This window comes from Sphingomonas sp. HT-1, assembly GCF_048568905.1.
Classification (GTDB): Bacteria; Pseudomonadota; Alphaproteobacteria; order Sphingomonadales; family Sphingomonadaceae; genus Sphingomonas.
This window is the reverse complement of record NZ_CP183770.1, coordinates 2,850,096-2,867,599: the sequence shown is the minus strand read 5'-3', so window position 1 is coordinate 2,867,599 and position 17,504 is coordinate 2,850,096. Positions and strand designations below refer to the sequence as shown.

The 17,504-nt window shown below is 67.6% G+C and carries 17 protein-coding genes, 1 tRNA gene and 1 pseudogene; 10 read left to right on the top strand and 9 right to left on the bottom strand.

The features are described from left to right. Positions 1-7: 7 nt before the first annotated feature. On the bottom strand, positions 8-895 hold the full coding sequence (locus ACNFJ7_RS13350) for a peptidylprolyl isomerase (protein ID WP_019369239.1): 888 nt from the start codon (positions 893-895) through the stop codon (positions 8-10). 78 nt (positions 896-973) lie between these two features. Between ACNFJ7_RS13350 and ACNFJ7_RS13345 the strand changes: the two genes are divergently transcribed. From ACNFJ7_RS13345 to ACNFJ7_RS13335, 3 genes are all read left to right on the top strand, one after another. Then, a tRNA-Ser gene (locus ACNFJ7_RS13345) sits at positions 974-1,064 on the top strand. A 191-nt stretch (positions 1,065-1,255) separates the two neighbouring features. Beyond that, positions 1,256-2,341, top strand: a complete 1,086-nt coding sequence (locus tag ACNFJ7_RS13340) for an aromatic ring-hydroxylating oxygenase subunit alpha (protein ID WP_019369238.1) — start codon at positions 1,256-1,258, stop codon at positions 2,339-2,341. Positions 2,342-2,382: 41 nt separating this feature from the next. Further along, on the top strand, positions 2,383-3,072 hold the full coding sequence (locus ACNFJ7_RS13335; RefSeq protein WP_019369237.1) for a GntR family transcriptional regulator: 690 nt from the start codon (positions 2,383-2,385) through the stop codon (positions 3,070-3,072). 39 nt (positions 3,073-3,111) lie between these two features. Here ACNFJ7_RS13335 and ACNFJ7_RS13330 read toward each other — a convergent pair whose 3' ends face one another. Both ACNFJ7_RS13330 and pobA read right to left on the bottom strand, forming a co-directional pair. Beyond that, positions 3,112-4,122, bottom strand: coding sequence for an aldo/keto reductase (locus tag ACNFJ7_RS13330; RefSeq protein ID WP_019369236.1), 1,011 nt, complete (start codon positions 4,120-4,122; stop codon positions 3,112-3,114). Between the two features lie 2 nt (positions 4,123-4,124). Then, positions 4,125-5,294: pseudogene (pobA, locus tag ACNFJ7_RS13325) on the bottom strand (4-hydroxybenzoate 3-monooxygenase). A 116-nt stretch (positions 5,295-5,410) separates the two neighbouring features. On the opposite strand from pobA, the gene ACNFJ7_RS13320 reads away from it, so the two are divergent. Next, the gene (locus ACNFJ7_RS13320; RefSeq protein WP_019369233.1) at positions 5,411-6,310 is read left to right on the top strand and encodes a helix-turn-helix domain-containing protein; all 900 of its coding nucleotides are present in this window, start codon (positions 5,411-5,413) and stop codon (positions 6,308-6,310) included. Between the two features lie 4 nt (positions 6,311-6,314). Here the strand turns inward: ACNFJ7_RS13320 and ACNFJ7_RS13315 are convergent, their stop codons facing one another. The 6 genes from ACNFJ7_RS13315 to ACNFJ7_RS13290 all read right to left on the bottom strand — a co-directional run bounded on the left by ACNFJ7_RS13315 (position 6,315) and on the right by ACNFJ7_RS13290 (position 11,662). Further along, entirely contained in the window at positions 6,315-7,256 is a 942-nt protein-coding gene (locus ACNFJ7_RS13315) for a Gfo/Idh/MocA family oxidoreductase (RefSeq protein ID WP_019369232.1), read from the bottom strand. Positions 7,257-7,279: 23 nt separating this feature from the next. After that, positions 7,280-8,125: a class III extradiol dioxygenase subunit beta gene (locus ACNFJ7_RS13310; RefSeq protein WP_019369231.1), complete on the bottom strand. Its 846-nt coding sequence runs from the start codon at positions 8,123-8,125 to the stop codon at positions 7,280-7,282. Continuing rightward, a complete protein-coding gene (ligA, locus tag ACNFJ7_RS13305; protein WP_019369230.1) occupies positions 8,125-8,550 on the bottom strand; it encodes a protocatechuate 4,5-dioxygenase subunit alpha in 426 nt (141 codons plus the stop codon). The genes ACNFJ7_RS13310 and ligA overlap by 1 nt, the downstream gene beginning before the upstream one ends. Beyond that, positions 8,547-9,572: an amidohydrolase family protein gene (locus ACNFJ7_RS13300; RefSeq protein ID WP_019369229.1), complete on the bottom strand. Its 1,026-nt coding sequence runs from the start codon at positions 9,570-9,572 to the stop codon at positions 8,547-8,549. Before ACNFJ7_RS13300 ends, ligA begins: the two co-directional genes overlap by 4 nt. Then, positions 9,569-10,441 carry a DUF1932 domain-containing protein gene (locus ACNFJ7_RS13295; protein ID WP_019369228.1) on the bottom strand — a complete coding sequence of 291 codons (873 nt, stop codon included), beginning with the start codon at positions 10,439-10,441 and terminating at the stop codon, positions 9,569-9,571. Before ACNFJ7_RS13295 ends, ACNFJ7_RS13300 begins: the two co-directional genes overlap by 4 nt. A 63-nt stretch (positions 10,442-10,504) precedes the next feature. Continuing rightward, complete coding sequence (locus ACNFJ7_RS13290) at positions 10,505-11,662, bottom strand: LysR substrate-binding domain-containing protein (protein ID WP_019369227.1); 1,158 nt, start codon at positions 11,660-11,662, stop codon at positions 10,505-10,507. Positions 11,663-11,764: 102 nt separating this feature from the next. Between ACNFJ7_RS13290 and ligK the strand changes: the two genes are divergently transcribed. The 6 genes from ligK (at position 11,765) to ACNFJ7_RS13260 (ending at position 17,491) form a co-directional block, all read left to right on the top strand. Beyond that, positions 11,765-12,439: a 4-carboxy-4-hydroxy-2-oxoadipate aldolase/oxaloacetate decarboxylase gene (ligK, locus tag ACNFJ7_RS13285; protein ID WP_019369226.1), complete on the top strand. Its 675-nt coding sequence runs from the start codon at positions 11,765-11,767 to the stop codon at positions 12,437-12,439. Beyond that, positions 12,432-13,493: a 4-oxalomesaconate tautomerase gene (locus ACNFJ7_RS13280; RefSeq protein WP_026009091.1), complete on the top strand. Its 1,062-nt coding sequence runs from the start codon at positions 12,432-12,434 to the stop codon at positions 13,491-13,493. Before ligK ends, ACNFJ7_RS13280 begins: the two co-directional genes overlap by 8 nt. Then, positions 13,490-14,365: an amidohydrolase family protein gene (locus tag ACNFJ7_RS13275; protein WP_019369224.1), complete on the top strand. Its 876-nt coding sequence runs from the start codon at positions 13,490-13,492 to the stop codon at positions 14,363-14,365. Before ACNFJ7_RS13280 ends, ACNFJ7_RS13275 begins: the two co-directional genes overlap by 4 nt. A 49-nt stretch (positions 14,366-14,414) precedes the next feature. Then, a complete protein-coding gene (locus ACNFJ7_RS13270; protein WP_019369223.1) occupies positions 14,415-14,813 on the top strand; it encodes a DUF2946 family protein in 399 nt (132 codons plus the stop codon). 109 nt (positions 14,814-14,922) lie between these two features. After that, complete coding sequence (locus ACNFJ7_RS13265; RefSeq protein WP_019369222.1) at positions 14,923-16,944, top strand: TonB-dependent receptor family protein; 2,022 nt, start codon at positions 14,923-14,925, stop codon at positions 16,942-16,944. A gap of 19 nt (positions 16,945-16,963) precedes the next feature. Beyond that, entirely contained in the window at positions 16,964-17,491 is a 528-nt protein-coding gene (locus ACNFJ7_RS13260) for a YcnI family protein (RefSeq protein WP_019369221.1), read from the top strand. The last annotated feature ends 13 nt before the right edge of the window (positions 17,492-17,504 follow it).

The window sequence follows — 17,504 nt, the reverse complement described above, 5'->3', positions numbered from 1 at the left end:
GCGCGGCTCAGGGCCGGCGGCGCACCGCCACCGGCAAGTCGCAGACGTTGATGCCCGTCGCGACCGTGGGTGGCGCGGGGTTTTCGCGCAGCGCGATCATCGCGGCATAGCGCGGGTTGTCGGTGGTGCGGACCTGGAAGTGCGGGCGCTCGTCCGGGGGCAACTGGCTGGCGAGCCGGACCCACAGGATCGGCGCCCGCTCGTCCGCACTGGCGTACACGCCCATTGCCGCTTCGCTGCGCGGCAGGGCGGAGAGAAACGGCATCCCCTCGATGATCCGCCCGACCACGGTGTAGTTGCGGTCCAGCCGCCGTGCCGACTGGCCGATCGGCGTGAACAACTCGGCCCCGGTGCCGGTATCGGGCAGCGCGTCGCGGGCAACGCCCACCATGCCGTAGCAATGGGTCAGCCAGGCCGCTTTGCCGTCGCTGGCGATCGGCCAGCCATCGGCGGTGACGCCGGTGGCGGTGGCGTAGGAATCGGGCTTCGGCAGGCGCTGCGCCGGCGTGAAGGCGCCGATCTCGAACTCGGCGGGCGGCCGGGTGAGGATCTCGGGCGGCAGCGGCTTCTTTTCGGTAGGGTCGCCCCATTGCGCGACCCAGTTTTCCTGCACGCGGTAGACGCTTTCTCCATCCCACCACCGCGCGGCGGCGAGCTTGCGGATATTGCTGACATGCGCCGGCGCAAAGCGCGCGGCCAGGCGGACGGCCACCTGCCGCCCGTTTTTCAGCTGGATCAGCAGGATCTCGTCATCGGGGAGGTCGCGCCAGTCCTCCGGCGCCGGCTCTGCCGCCGAGGGGGCTGGCCGCGGCGGCGCCCCGGTCTGCGGGGCATTCTGGGCAGCGAGCGGCGCGGCGGCGAGGGTCGCGGCGAGGACGAGCAGGGTTTTTGCCATGGGGGAAGCTTGGCATGCCAACGGGCGCTTGCCTAGCCGCCCAAGGAACGGTAGGGCCGCGCCTTCCAGGTATCCTGCGGAGCGGTGGCCGAGTGGTCGAAGGCGCTCGCCTGGAAAGTGAGTATACGGCAAAACCGTATCGAGGGTTCGAATCCCTCCCGCTCCGCCACTTACCCTTGGGGCCCTCAACTTATCCCTCGCCTGACCTGCTCAACACCGCGTTTGACGCACGTTCGGTGTCATCGTCGTTGAAGATCATGACTGCGCGGCCGCGCTCGCCGGTTACGTCATCTGGCCCTTGACGAAATCCACGGTATCGTCATTATTGGATCCAATTATAGAGCTGGTGGTGAGGTGCTTATGTCTGGGGTCCGTTTCGAAACGCCGGTTTCCTCCCCTTGGCCCCTGCATGCCTGGTACGTCGCCGCGGCCGCGGACGAGCTCTCCGATCGCCCGCTCGGCCGCACGATCTGCGGCCGCCCCATGGTGTTCTTCCGCAACGCCGCAGGCCACGTGACTGCGCTGGAGGATTTCTGCCCCCATCGCGGCGCGCCCCTATCGCTGGGCTTCGTGCGCGATGGCGAGCTGGTGTGCGGCTATCACGGTTTGGTGATGGGCTGCGCCGGCCGCGCGACGTCCATGCCCGGGCAGAAGGTCGATAAGTTCGCGGGCGTCCGACGCTTTGCCGTGATCGAGCGATATGGCTTTATTTGGGTCTGGCCCGGTGACGCCGAGACCGCTGACCCGGGCAAGCTCCACCATCTCGAATGGGCGGAGAGCCCCGAATGGGCCTATGGCGGCGGCTATTATCATATCGATTGCGACTATCGGCTGATGGTCGACAACCTGATGGACCTCACGCACGAGACCTATGTCCACAGCACCAGCATCGGCCAGAAGGAAATCGACGAGGCGCCGGTGGAAACGCTGGTCGAGGACGGGCAGGTCGTCACCCGCCGCTTCATGGACGGGATCGAGGCGCCTCCCTTCTGGAAAATGGCGCTGCGTGGCGCGGGCCTGCCCGACGACCAGCCGGTCGATCGCTGGCAGATTTGCCGCTTCACCCTGCCCAGCCATGTGCTGATCGAAGTCGGCGTCGCGCTGGCCGGCAAGGGCGGCTATCATGCCGAGGATCGCTGGAAGGCATCCAGCACCGTCGTCGACTTCATCACGCCCGAAACCGAAACCTCGCACCATTATTTCTGGGGGATGGCGCGCCGCTTCGCCGTCGAGGACCGGGCGCTGACCGACACGATCCGCACCGGCCAGGGCAAGATCTTCGGCGAGGATCTGGAGATGCTGGAGCGACAGCAGCAGAACCTCCTGAGGTATCCGGATCGCCGGCTGATGAAGCTGAACATCGATGCCGGCGGCGTGCGTTCGCGGCTGATGATCGATCGCGCGATCGCCGCCGAACGGCCGCCGGAAGTGGAAGCGGCCGCCTAACCCCTTGGCCCGGCGCCGTGCCGATGCTTTAAGCACGCGCGATGGAAAAGCCTGCCAAGCCGGGCCAGCAGGTGCTGGTCGCACTGCGCCGCATGATCGCCGACGGCACGATCAAGCCTGGCGACCGCATCGCCGAGATTCCCACTGCGGAGGCGCTGGGCGTCTCGCGCATGCCGGTGCGCACCGCGCTGCGGGCGCTGGAGCATGAAGGGCTGGTCGTGAAGCTCGGCGCGCGGGGCTATACGCCGCGCGCGGTCGATGCGGAGGCGATCACCGGCGCGATCGAAGTGCGCGGCGTGCTGGAAGGGCTGGCCGCCAGGCGGCTGGCCGAACGTCGGCTGACGCCGGCAGAACAGGCGCAGCTCGAAGCCATTCTTGCCGAAGGGGACGCGTTGTTCGCCAAGGGGCACCTTGCCGATGGCGATCTCGATGGCTTCTATCGCTACAACCTGGCCTTTCACGATCTGCTGATCGCGGCCAGCGCCAATCCTTCGATCGCACTGGCGCTGGCGCGCAACAACCACCTGCCCTTCGCCTCGGCGGCGGCGCTGGCGCTCGACTGGGACGATCTGGAAGGCGAGTATCGCCACCTGTCTGCCGCCCATCGCGAACACCGGGCGGTGTTCGACGCAATCGTCAGCGGCGATGCCGGGCAGGCCGAACGGCTGATGCGGGCCCATGCCGGCGCGGCGACCGCCAACCGAAAGGCGTTCCGGATGCTGGCGGGGTAGCCCTTTCTTCCACTCCCGGCGCCGGGAAGCGGGAGCGCCTCACGCCAGCGCTTCGCCGTCCCAGACTTCGGTATCCACCTGCGACTGCGCGTCCCGCGCGTAGCGGGGACCGGCGGCGGCGTTGGGCGGGAACAGCGCGTCGACCTGCGCCAGCGCATCGGACGAAACAGGCCGGTGGAACGTGCCGAGCAGGTCGTCGAGGTGATCAATCCGGGTCGTGCCCGGGATAGGTACGATGAAGTCGCGCCGCGACAGCAGCCAAGCCATGCAGAGCTGCGCCATGGTGCAGCCGGCCCCATCGGCGATGGCGCGGAAGCGTGCCGCCATAGCCAGGTTGTGCGCGAGGTTCTCGTCCTGGAAGCGCGGCATGCCGCGGCGCAAATCGCCCTCGGGCACGCCTTCGGCCCCAACGCCCCCGGCGAGCAGCCCGCGCGCGACCGGCGAGAAGGCGACGAAGCCCGTGCCCAGCTCCGCACAGGCATCGAGCACCGCGATCTCGGGATTGCGCGTCCAGGGCGAATATTCGGTCTGCATTGCCGCGATCGGATGCACGGCATGGGCCCGCCGCAGCGTCGCTGCCGACATTTCCGACAGGCCGATCGCGCCAATCTTGCCCGCCTCCGCCGCGCGGGCGAGCGCGCCGACCGAGTCTTCGATCGGAACGGCCGGGTCGAGCCGATGGAGATAATAGAGGTCGATATGGTCGGTGTTGAGCCGCCGCAGCGAGTCTTCCAGCGTGCGGGCGATCGCCGACGGGCTGCCGTCGATCCCACGCTTGCCGTCCGATCCGCCGAGCACGCATTTGCTTGCAAGGGTGAACTCGCCCCGGCGGTGCATCACGGTGCGGCCCAGCAGTTCCTCATTGGCGCCGAAGCCATAGAGCGCGGCGGTGTCGAGGAACGTCACGCCGCACTCCAGCGCATGGTGCAGCAGCCGTTCGGCCTCGCGTGCATCGGGCCGCGGCAGATAGGCGTGGCTGAGATTCATGCAGCCCAGCCCGATCGCCGAGACGGTGAACGGGCCGATGGTGCGGGTGGGAAGCGTCGGCATGGTCAGAGCGGCAATCCTACATAGTTTTCGGCGATCGTCGTTTGGGCCGCGCGCGACGTGGCGATATAGTCCAGGTCGGCCAGCTGCATCCGGCGGTCGAACGCATCGCTCTCGGGAAAACGATGCATCAGCTTGGTCAGTTGCCACGAGAAGCGCTCGGATTTCCAGACCCGCGCCAGCGCCTTTTGCGAGTATCCGCCGATCGCGTCGGGATCGCCGCCCTTGAAGTGGCCGACCAGCGCTTCGGAAAGATAGTGCACGTCCGAGGCGGCGAGGTTCAGCCCCTTGGCGCCGGTGGGCGGCACGATGTGTGCGCTGTCACCGGCAAGCAGCAGCCGACCGTGACGCATCGGCTCGAACACGAAGGAGCGGAGCGGCGCGATCGACTTCTCGATCGCAGGGCCGCGGGTGAGGTTCGCTGCCGCCTCCGGCCCCAGCCGCACCGCCAGCTCGTCCCACAGCCGATCGTCGGGCCAGTCCTCGACGGTTTCGTCGAGCGGCACCTGGATGTGCTAGCGACTGCGCGTCTCCGACCGCATTGAGGCAAGCGCGAAGCCGCGATCGTGATTGGCGTAGATCAGTTCGTGATGACAGGGCGGTACGTCCGCCAGGATGCCGAGCCAGCCAAACGGGTAGACCTTTTCATATACGGCCCCGACGCCGGCTGGAATCGCCTTGCGCGACGGGCCGTGAAAGCCGTCGCAGCCGCAGATAAAGGTGGCGTCGATCCGCTCCTCCCGCCCTTCCCGGATGTAGGTGATATAGGGCGCGTCGCTGTCGATATCGTGCAGCGCCACGTCGGCGGCCTGATAGATCACCTGGAGACCGCGTTCAGGGGCAGCGTCCATCAGGTCGCGGGTGAGCTCGGTCTGGCCATAGACCAGCACATGATGGCCGGTAAGCTCGGTAACGGGGATGCGGATCAGCCGGTCGCCATCGGCCAGCGCGAAGCCGTCATGCGGCAGGCCCTCGCGGTGCATCCGCTCGGCGAGCCCGATGCGCTCCATCAGCATGGTAGCGGTGCGTTCCAGCACCCCGGCGCGGATGCGGCCGAGGACATAATCGGGCGTGGCGCGCTCGACGACGACCACCTCAATGCCTTCCGCGCGTAACAGATGGCCGAGCAACAACCCGGCGGGGCCTGCGCCGATGATCGCAACCTGAGTTCGCATATGCCCTCTCCATACCGTTCTTGTTGCGCAGCATGCTGCCGCAGCGCCGCGCGGAGCGGGAGGGAAAGGTCAACCTTTTACTTGGACGATTCGCCCGATCGTGCCAGCATCGCCATATGCGCGACCGCAGCCCTGTCCCCGCCTTTTACCTGTACGGCGAGCCTCAGCGCAGTGTGGCGGAAGGCTTTGTGCATGTCGAAAGCCTCGACGATAGGTCGCGGCCCAGCGAATGGACGATTCGCCCGCATCTCCACCGCGATCTGCACCATCTGATCCTGATCGCCGAGGGCGGCGGATCGATGACGGCGGAGGCGACGACGGTGACGTTCGATGCGCCCGCGCTGCTGCTGGTGCCGGCGGGGATCGTTCATGGCTTTGCCTGGCATCTGGAATCGCGTGGCTGGGTGTGCACGATCGCCGACGCCTATCTCGCCCAGCTCGCCACCCGCGATGCTGCGCTGGAAGCGCTGTTCCGCGCGCCTCGGGCGCTGGCGCTCGGCGCTACGGAGGGCGATGCGGTGGCGGGGCTGCTCGCCGAGGTGCAGCGAGAACTGAACTGGGCCGCGCCAGGGCAGCGTGCGGCGGTGGAAGCGACGCTCCTCGCCATCCTCGTCCGCAGCCTGCGCCAGGCCCGGCCGGCAAGCGCGCCGGAATCGGGCAGCCGCCGCGCTGCGGAGACCGTCGCGCGGCTGCGTGCGCGGATCGAGGCGCGGTTTCGTCTGCGGGAGCCGGTGAGCATTCACGCGCGTGCGCTGGGGGTGAGCATCACCGCGCTGCGGCTTGCCTGCACACAGGTGGCGGGGACGAGCCCGGCCGCAATGCTCGATGCCCGCGCGTTGCTCGAGGCGCGGCGGCTGCTGCTCTATTCGCAGCTGTCGGTGGCGGAGATCGCCGATGCGGTGGGCTTCGAAGACCCCGCCTATTTCTCGCGCTTCTTCGCGCGGCATGTCGGGGTGTCGCCGCGGCGATTTCGAGCGGAACGGATCCGCAATCCTCCCCCGCCAGGGGGAGGATAAGCAGTTACCCTGCCAGCTGCGTCTCCAGCGCGCCAAGCACGCGGTAGCAATCGAATACCTTGGCCACCGAGCTGTTCGGCTCGCGTCCTTCGCGGATCGCCGCAATGAATTCGCGGTCCTGCAATTCGATGCCGTTCATCGACAGATCGACCTTGCTGACGTCGATCGGCTCTTCCTTGCCGTTCACCAGATCGTCGTAGCGCGCAATGTAGGTGCCGTTGTCGCAGATATAGCGGAAGAAGGTGCCGAGCGGCCCGTCATTGTTGAAGCTGAGCGACAGGGTGCAGATCGCGCCAGTCTCACTCTTCAGCTGTATCGACATGTCCATTGCGATACCCAGCTCGGGATGGATCGGCCCCTGCACCGCATGCGCCTGCACGATCTTGCCCGCCTGATAGGCGAACAGGTCCACCGTGTGGGCGGCATGGTGCCAGAGCAGATGGTCGGTCCAGCTGCGCGGCTGGCCCTTTGCGTTGATGTTCTTGCGGCGGAAGAAATAGGTCTGCACGTCCATTTGCTGAACGGCGAGCTCGCCCGCGGTGATGCGGTTGTGCACCCATTGGTGGCTGGGATTGAAGCGGCGCGTGTGGCCGACCATGCAGACCAGCCCCGTCTCCTGCTGCTTGGCGAGCACCGCCTGCGAGTCCGCCCAGCTGTCCGCCAGCGGGATCTCGACCTGGACATGCTTGCCCGCGTTCATGCAGGCGATCGCCTGTTCGGCATGCATCTGGGTGGGGGTGCAGAGAATCACTGCATCGACATCGTCGCGGGCCAGCGCATCCGCCAGCTCGGTCGAGTGATGCTTGGCGCCGTATTTTTCGGCCACGGCGGCGGCTTGGTCGGCGGTGCGGCTGATGATCGAGGTGATCTCCACCCCGTCGATCAGCTTCAGGCCGTCGAGATGCTTTTCGCCGAACGCGCCGGCGCCGGCCAGGGCAATACGCATGGGTTTCTCCTGTAAGTCTTGGATCAGCGGACGGGTTCGAGCACGAGATGCCCGATCGCGGTGTTGGAAGCAGGCACGTGGTAATGGCGGTGCAGCGCCCGCACGTCGCGCCCCAGCGCGCCGCGCATGATCAGCCACATCACCATTTCGATGCCTTCGGACCCGGTTTCGCGCAGATATTCGATATGCGGGATCGCGCGGAGTTCATCGCCGTGCGGGCCGCTCATCAGATCGAGGAAGCGATTGTCCCATTCGGCGTTGATCAACCCGGCGCGCGGCCCCTGGAGCTGATGGCTCATGCCGCCGGTGCCCCATACCTGCACGTTCAGGTCCTCGGGATAGCTCGCCACCGCCCGCGCGATCGCCTCGCCGAGCAGCCAGCAGCGATTGCCCGAGGGCGGCGGGTAGGTGACGACGTTCACCGCCACCGGCACGACCTTGACCGGCCACGCCTCGGGCTGGCCGAACATCACGCTCAGCGGCACGGTCAGGCCGTGATCGACCTGCATCTCGTTGACGATCGTGATGTCGAATTCGTCGAGGATACAGCTTTGCGCGATATGCCAGGCGAGATCGGGATGGCCGATCACGTCCGGCACAGGGCGCGGCCCCCAGCCCTCGTCGCAAATGCCATAGCGTTCGGCACAACCGATGGCGAAGGTCGGGATCACCCGCATATCGAACGCGGAGGCATGGTCGTTATAGACCAGGATCACGACGTCGGGCTTCTCGCCCGCGATCCACTGCTTCGACCAGTCATAGCCGGCGAACACCGGCTGCCAATAGGGATCGGCGGTCTTGCCGAGATCCATCGCCGCGCCCACGGCAGGGACGTGGCTGGTCGCGACGCCCGCGGTAATCCGTGCCATCAACGTTTCTCCCGGATCGAGCGGACGCCCTGCGGCGAACGGCCGCCGGCGATCATCATCGCCTGATACTCCTGCGTGCTCATGCCCGTCATCGTACCCACTGCCTGCAGGAAGCTGAGGCCATCGGTTGAGAAGAGCTTGGCGAGGAAATAGATGTTGCCGCCCAGATCGAGGCAGCGATTATAGTCGCGGTCGAGCAGCGCCTGTTTCTGCTCCTCGGTCAGCGGCCATTCGTCGAGATAGGCGCGCTCGTCGGCCTTGAACCGTTCGCGATTGTCGCCGGTCATCAGGCTCATCGCGAACTGGTTCATCCAATAGCCGCGCCGTGCCCGCGCCGCGGTGTAGACGCGGGTGCCGGGGATATCCTCCAGCTCGGCGAGATAGGCGTGGATATCGGTATGCCCCGCATTTTCCTTGGCGCTCATAGCCCCCTCGCTTTCAGCTTAGCGTCGAGCCGCGGGAAGACGCGGCGGGCATTGCCCTCGAAGATCGCGTGGCGCTCGGCGTCGCTGATCGCCAGCGCGTCAATATAGCGCTTGGTATCGTCGAAATACTGCCCGGTGGTGGGATCGATGCCCCGCACGGCGCCGACCATCTCCGATCCGAACAGGATGTTCTTGTTGTCGATCACGTCGGCCAGCAGGTTGATGCCGGGCTGGTGATAGACGCAGGTATCGAAGAAGATGTTGTGCATCAGATGCTCGTCGAGCGACGGCTTCTTGAGCATGTCGGCCAGCCCGCGATAGCGCCCCCAATGATAGGGCACCGCACCGCCGCCATGCGGGATGATGAAGCGCAGCGTCGGGAAATCTTTGAAGAGGTCGCCTTCCAGCAGCTGCATGAACGCCACGGTGTCCGCGGCGATGTAATAGCCGCCGGTCGCGTGCATCGCCGGGTTGCAGCTGCCAGAGACGTGGATCATCGCCGGCACGTCCAGCTCGACCATCTTCTCGTAAAAGGGATACCAGTAACGGTCGGTGAGCGGCGGATGGGTGAAATGGCCGCCGCCCGGATCGGGATTGAGGTTGCAGCCGATAAAGCCGAGCTCGGTGACGCAGCGCTCGAGCTCCTCAATCGAGCCCTGCATATCGGCCTTGGGGCTCTGCGGCAGCATGCACACGCCGACGAATGTCTCAGGATAGAGGCCGACGACCCGGGCGATCAGATCGTTGCAGCGCCGCGCCCATTCCTTTGCCACCTTCTCGTCGCCGACATGCGGCGCCATCGCCGAGGCGCGAGGCGAGAAGATCGTCAGGTCGGCGCCGCGTTCCTGGATCAGGCGCAGCTGGTTCGCCTCGATCGTCGCGCGGATCTCGTCGTCGCTGATCTCCGGATAGGGCGGCGGGAAGGTGCCGGCCTTGAACGCCGCCTTCTGCGCCTCGCGCCACGCATCATGCCCCTTGGGAAGCACGGTGTAATGGCCGTGGCAGTCGATGATCATCGTCATGCGGGTTTCGTCCTCTCCTCGATCGCGGCGAGCTTCTCGGCCAGCCCCTCGGGCGGCGCGCCGATCCCGAGCGTGCCGATCGCGCGCTGCCGTTCGACCGTGCCGCGCGTCATCGCGGCGCCGGTGCCCAGCGCCTCCAGCGTCTTGACCACTTCTTCCATCTCGGCGGCCCGGCGCAGGCCGTGGATCATCATACGATCTAGATTGTAATCGGCGCGCCCTTCCCAGGGGCGCGGGCGCTCGCTGGCGTCGAGCGAGGCGAGCACCGCGTCGCGCACCCCCGCCGCTTCCGCCGCGAGCATGCATTCGGCGGTGAGCGCCTCGATGCCCTTCACCATCACCGATCGGATCATCTTGATCGACGAGGCGCGGCCGACGGCATCGCCAACGACGCTGATGTTCTGAAAGCCAAGCGCGGCGAGCGCGGTCGCGGCCGCTTGCGCCTGTGCGCCGCTCAGCAGCAGCGGCACGGCTAGCCGGGCGGGATCGACGGGCGCGAGGATGGCGAGGTCGACATAGTGTCCGCCCGCCGCCTGCACCACGCGCGCGGCGGCCTGCTTGGTCTGCGGGGCGACGCTGTTGCCGTCGCAATAGAGCGCGTTGGGGGCGAGGTGGGGCGCGGCGGCTTCCGCCGCAGCAAGGGCTTGGTCGGCGGTGACGAGCGACAGCACCAGCGGGCGCCCCGCCAGCGCCTGGGCCAACGTCGCTGCGCCTTCTACGCCGGCTTCGGCATAGCGATCATGCATGGCGGCGGCATCGGTGCTGTCAGTCTTGCGATCATATGCCCGCGCACCCGCTTCCCAGCCGCCGGCGCGGGCGAAGGTCGATCCAGCCTCTCCAAAGCCGATCAGGGCGATCGTGTCTTGCATGGACCCGGCATGGCCGAGGCGCCCGCACGCTGCCAATCGAATCCGCCCGCCCGGTATAAGTTTTTACGTATAGAGCTTCGTTGCCGATGCGTGCAGCATCTCCAGGAAGCCGGCCTGTGCGCGGGTCGGGCGCCAATCGGCGCGGTGCGTCACGCCGATCGTGCGCGTCACCGCCCCTGGAGCGGGGCCAAGATCGACCAGCATCCCTGCCGCCAGCTCCACCGCCAGCTGGTCGACCGACAGCAGCGTGAGTTCATCTCCGGCCTGGAGCAGTTCGCGGATCGTCATCACCGATCCGCATTCGATCGGCACCAGCGGCAGCGGCCCGCCGACAGCCGCGAACAGGTTTCGCCACAGCGTGCGCAGCGGCGTGCCCTCCGGCGGGACGATCCAGCCATAGCAGTGCAACGCGGTCAGCCGATCCGGTCGTCCCATCAGCGGATGGCCCGCCCGCCCGATGATCGTCGGCCGGTCGTCGAACAGCCGCGCCTGCACCAGATCGGCGCCCAGCGTGTCGGGATCACGCAACGCGCCGATCATCAGGTCGATCTCGCCATCGCGTAAGGGACCGACGAGTTCGCCATGCGCGCCCTCATGGATCAGAATGTCGACGCCGGGGTGGTCGCGCCGGAACGCGTTGATCGCATGAGGCAGTAGCCGGGCCCGGCACAGCGGCATCGCTCCGATCGAGATTCGTCCGGAAGTCCGTCCGATCAGTTCGCCCAGGTCCTCGACGCCTGCGCGCAATTCGGCAAGCGCCAGCCGCAGCCGCCGCGCCACCTGCGCGCCGTGATGGGTCAGAACCAGCCCGCGCCCGCGCCGGTCGACCAGACGCTGCCCTAGCGCGAGCGCCAGGTCGCCGACGGCGCGATGAAGCGAGGAAACCGTCACCCCGGCGACCTGCGCCGCCGCCGGATAACTGCCCTGCTGCGCCAGCGCGACGAAGGCGCGGAGCTGCGCCGCGGTCACCCGGCTGCTGCCGATCAGCCGCAACGCCGCCTCGACGCGCGGCACCAGCCGCAGCGCCGCCTCTGTTGGTTCCATGCCCGTCGCGCGCCGCTCGAACAGTGCAAGGCCCAGTTGCCCCTCCAGCTTGGCGATGCCCTGCGTCGCCGCCGGCTGGGTCAAATGCACCGCCTCCGCCGCGCGGCTGACGCTGCCCAGCCGTACGGCAGCAGCCATCGCGGCCAGATGGCGGATATTGAGCTGGTCGACCTGCACAGAGCAGGATTAGCAAAAACTAATGGCTGTGCCATCCTTCCGATTGGCTCGCCGGGGGCGGTGCGCGCACCTCAACCGGCAAAAGAAGCAAGAGGAGCTGCCATGTCGGGCATCGTCGTCCAGAACATCGAACGCGCCGATCCTGCGGTGATCGACGGCCTCGCCCATGCCGGCGTGGCGACCGTCCACGAGGCGCAGGGCCGCACCGGCCTGCTCGCCCCACATATGCGGCCGATCTATGCAGGCGCCCGGATCGCCGGCAGCGCCGTGACGATCTCCGCGCCGCCGGGCGACAATTGGATGGTCCATGTCGCGATCGAGCAGCTGCGCGACGGCGACATTCTGGTGCTCGCGCCGACCAGCCCGTGCACCGACGGCTATTTCGGCGACCTGCTCGCCACCTCCGCGCAGGCGCGCGGTTGCCGCGGGTTGATCATCGACGCCGGCGTGCGCGACATCCGCGACCTGACCGCGATGGGCTTCCCGGTCTGGTCGAAGGCGGTGCATGCGCAGGGCACGATCAAGGGCACGCTCGGCTCGGTCAACGTGCCGGTGGTCTGCGCCAATGCGCTGGTCAACGCAGGCGACGTGATCGTGGCCGACGATGACGGCGTCTGCGTCGTTCCCCGCGCGAACGCCGCCGCGGTGCTTGAAAAGGCGCAGGCCCGCGAGGCGCTGGAAGAAGCCAAACGCAAGCGCCTCGCCGCCGGCGAACTCGGGCTCGACATCTACAACATGCGCCCGCGCCTCGAAGAGATGGGCCTGAAATATGTCTGAGCCGATCTCTGCCCGCGTGATGTGGATGCGCGGCGGCACATCGAAGGGCGCCTTCTTCCTCGCCGAGGATCTGCCCGCCGATCCGGCCGCGCGCGACGCCTTTCTGCTGCGCATCATGGGCTCGCCCGATCCGCGCCAGATCGACGGCATGGGCGGCGCCGATCCGCTGACCAGCAAGGTCGCGATCGTCAGCAGGTCCACCCGTGACGGCGCCGATGTCGACTATCTGTTCCTCCAGGTGTTCGTCGACCAGGCGATCGTCTCGGACGCGCAGAATTGCGGCAACATCCTCGCCGGCATCGGCCCGTTCGCCATCGAGCGTGGGCTGGTTGAGCCCCAAGACGGCGAAACCCGTGTCCGCGTCTATCTGGTCAATACCGGCCAGCGCGCCGAGATTCTGGTGCAGACCCCCGGCCGCCGCGTCACCTATGCCGGCGACGCGCGGATCGACGGTGTTCCGGGCACCGCCGCGCCGATCCCGCTGGAGTTTCGCGACACCGCCGGCTCTTCCTGCGGGGCCCTGCTGCCAACTGGCAATGCGGTCGATGTGGTGGAAGGCGTGCCGGTTACGCTGATCGACAACGGCATGCCCTGCGTGGTGCTGAAGGCGGCGGATGTCGGCGTCACCGGCTATGAGGGTCGCGACACGCTAGACGCCGATACGGCGCTCAAGGCCCGCATCGAAGCGATCCGCCTCGCGGTGGGCGAGCGCATGAACCTGGGCGACGTGCGCGAGAAGTCGGTGCCCAAGATGATGCTTGTCGCGCCGCCCAAAGATGGCGGCGCGGTAACGGTGCGCAGCTTCATTCCGCACCGCGCCCATGCCTCGATCGGCGTCCTCGGCGCGGTGAGCGTCGCCACCGCCTGTCTGCTCCCCGGCTCGCCCGCCGCCGAAGTGGCGGCAATCCCGGAAGGCCGCCGCAAGACGCTGTCGGTCGAGCATCCCACGGGCGAGACGACCTGCGTGATGGAGCTGGACGAACAGGGCACGGTGGTCAGCGCTGCGATGCTGCGGACCGCCCGCAAGCTGATGGACGGAGAAGTTTTCGCATGAACCGCATCACCAGCTGGCATGCCGATCCCAGCGTTCCCCGCTTCACCCCGCCCCCCGGCGCGGTGGACGCACACTGCCACGTGTTCGGGCCGATGGCGGAATTCCCGTTCAGCGCCAAAGCAAAATATCTGCCCGAAGATGCCGGGCCGGAGATGCTGTTCGCGCTGCGGGACAAGCTCGGCTTCGCCCGCAACGTCATCGTCCAGGCGAGCTGCCACGGCACCGACAATGCCGCGACCCTGAACGCCATCGCCAAGTCGAACGGCTGCGCGCGCGGCGTAGCGGTAGTCGATCCCGCGATCGGCGATGCCGCGCTGGAGGCACTGCACGACGGTGGCATCCGCGGCGTGCGCTTCAACTTCCTCAAACGGCTGGTCGACGATGCGCCCAAGGACAAGTTCCTGGAGATCGCGCGCCGCATCCAGCCGCTCGGCTGGCATGTGGTCGTCTATTTCGAGGCGGACATCCTCGCCGAGCTGCGCCCCTTCCTCGATGCGATCCCGACCCTGCTGGTGATCGACCATATGGGTCGGCCGGACGTGGCGCAGGGACCGGACGGCCCCGACATGCAGGCCTTCCGCGCGCTGCTCGACAGCCGCGACGACATCTGGACCAAGGTGACCTGCCCCGACCGGCTCGACGCCAAGGGACCGCCCTGGGACGATTTCGCCGCCGCCGTCGCGCCGCTCGTCGCCGACTATCCGGACCGTGTGCTGTGGGGCACCGACTGGCCGCACCCGAACATGCAGGATGCCATCCCCGACGACGGCACGCTGGTGGACATGATCCCGCGCATCGCCCCGACGCCCGAGCTGCAGCACAAGCTGCTCGTCGCCAACCCGATGCGACTCTATTGGCCCGAGCAAGCCTAGGACAACCTGTCTTAATGACAGTGGCACGCGGACGCCGTATCACCACCCCATGCTTCGGCTGCGGCTCCATTTTCGCGCGCATCGCTGGCTCGCCTTCGCACTAATCGCGGCGGCATTGCTGGTCCGCGTCTGCGTGCCCGCAGGCTTCATGCCGGTGGCCGCGCAAGACGGCACGCTGCGGCTCGCCTTTTGCAGCGGCTACGGCCCGATGCCAGCGATCGACGTCGCCATTCCGGGCATGAAGCACCACTCGAGCGACGCGCAGATGCAGTCGTCCTGCGCCTTTGCCGATCTGGCGATGGTGGCAATCGGCGGGGCGGATTCGATCCAGCTCGCCGCGCTGCTGCTGTTCGTGCTGGCCGCCGGACGGGCCGCAGGCCTGCCCCCCTCGCCCCGCGCCCCGGCGCGGCTGCGACCGCCGCTACGAGCGCCGCCCCTTACCGCCTGAAAACCTCCGCGTCGCCCGCAGCGATCCCGCCTTGGGATCGTTGTGCTCGCGCGACGCCGGAACAGGAGAAGCGGAGCGCGCAAGTCGCGCTGCCAAAAGGGGAAATCCATTGTACAAACTGTTCATCGGCGCGGCTCTCGCGTCGAGCGCCGCTACGCTCGTCTTCGCCCAAGCAGGCCGATCGGGCGAACCCGAAATCATCGTCACCGCGGCAAGTGCCCCGGAGGACCCGCAGGTCGTCTCCGACGCGCGCGGCCGACTTGCCCGCACACCCGGATCCGTTTCCGTAGTCGCGGCAGAAACCTATCGGGATCGCAGCGTCGTCGGCCTGCCGGATCTGTTGCGCGACGTGCCGGGCGTGCTCTCCAACAAGCGCTATGGCGAGGAATCGCGCCTCTCTATCCGAGGATCGGGGCTGGACCAGAGCTTTCACCAGCGCGGCGTGCTGCTGGCGCAGGACGGCGTGCCCTTTGCCGAGGCCGACGGCTTTTCGGACCTGCAGAAAATCGATCCACTCGGGGCCCGGTACATCGAGGTGTACAAGGGCGGCAACGCGCTGCGCTTCGGCGGCGCGCAGCTTGGCGGTGCGGTAAACCTCATCACCCCCAATGGCGGCACCACCGCGACGCCGTTTTCCATGCGGCTGGAAGGCGGCGCGTTCGAAACTTGGCGGGTGCAGGCGGCCGGAGGAGCGACGGCAGGCGCCCTCGATTACTATGCCGGCATCAACAGCTTTCACTCCGCAGGCTATCGCGAGCAATCGCAGCAGGATCAGACGCGCGGCACGCTGAACCTGGGCTATCGCTTCGGCGCCGAGAATGAAGTTCGGTTGATCGGCTACGCCGCCGATATCCGCCAGGGCGTGCCCGGCGCGGTGACGCTGGACAGCGCACTCGCCACGCCGCGGCGGGCCGGTACGGGCGTGGTCGCCCGTCGACAGGCGCGCGACCAGACCGTGGGGCGGGTGACCCTGCAGACGCATCTTCGGCTTTCCGAAGGGCTGGTGTTCGAAGGCGGCGTCTATGCGACGCAGACCGATCTGCATCACCCGATCTCGATCGTGATCGATCAGGATAGCGACACCCAGGGCGCCTTTGGGCGGTTCGACCTGCGCGGCACGGTGGCGGGGCACCGGGCGGACCTGTTCTTCGGCGCCTATTATCGGCAGGGCGGCACCAACCAAGGGCTGTTCGTCAACGCGCTGGGCCGAAACGGACCCCGCATCGGCGAAAGCGCGCAGCAGGCGTCCGGGCTGGACCTGTTCGCCGAAGGCCGCTTCTTCGTTGTGCCGCAACTGGCGCTGGTGGCGGGCGCATCCTGGGGCCGAGCGACCCGCGATTATGCCAACCGGCTGTCGGGGCGCAGCCAGTCGGTCGAGTACGATTGGTTCGCACCACGCGTCGGGCTGCTCTACGAAGCAGGCGCGGTGCAGGTCTATGCCAATTACACCCGATCGGTGGAGCCGCCGCATTTCGGCGCGCTGACCCAGACCAACAGCAGCGGCCAGCTGTTCGTACCGCTCGATCCCCAGCGCGCCTGGACGGCTGAACTCGGCACGCGAGGAAAGGCGGGGGCGTTCACCTGGGATCTGACCTGGTACCGGGCGACGATCGAGGGCGAGTTGCTAAGCTATCTGCCCAGCGCCAACCTGCCGGCGACGATCTTCAATGCGGGCGATACGCGGCATAGCGGCGTGGAGGCGAGCCTCGACTGGCGGCTTCGCCCGGGCGTGCGCCTGCGGCAGACCTATGCGTGGAGCGACTTCCGCTTCGTGGACGATCGCAGCTACGGCAACAACCGGCTGCCAGTGGCGCCCGAGCACCAGTATCGCGTGTCGCTGCGCTATGACGGGCCGCACGGGATCTTCGTCGAGCCCTTTCTCGACTGGCGGATCAAGGACGTGTGGGTGGACTATGCCAACGCGATGAAAGCGCCGGGCTATGCGCTGCTCGCCCTCAGCGCCGGATTCGCGATCGGTCCGGCGACACTGTTCGTCGATGCGCGCAACCTCACCGACAAGCGCTACACCGCCGAATTCGCCGCCGTCACCGACGCGCGGACCGCCAGCACCGCCGTGTTCTTCCCCGGCGAAGGGCGTTCGCTGTTCGGCGGCGTCCGCCTTGCCTTCTGACCCTCTGGGAGTAGCCACCATGTTTCGTGCACGACCGATCCTCACCGCTCTCGCGCTGCTGCTGCCGATGGGCGCACACGCTCATATCGTCTTCGCCGACGCGCAGGCGACGGCCGGCAGCTATTATGCCGGCTTCCTGCGCGTGAGCCATGGCTGCGGGCTGGCGGACACCGTCTCGATCCGCGTCGAGATACCCGCCGGCGTGCTTTCCGCCCGGCCCCAGCCCAAGCCGGGCTGGACGCTGGCGGTGGAGCACGCCCCGCTCCCCAAGCCGATCCAGGGGGAAGGCGGCACGACGATCACCCAGCGCGTCGCCGCCATCACCTGGACCGGGCGCCTGCCGGCCGATCAGTTCGACCAATTCGGCATCATGATGAAGCTGCCGGGCGCACCCGGCGCTCTTTACTTCCCCACCACGCAGCGCTGCACGAGTGGCAGCAACGCCTGGGTGAATCTGCCCGCCAGCCCCGAGGCGTGGCACGCGACCAAGAACCCCGCCCCGATGCTGATGCTGACCGCCGCACATGGAGACCACGCGGCGCACTGAGCCGAAGCCGAAC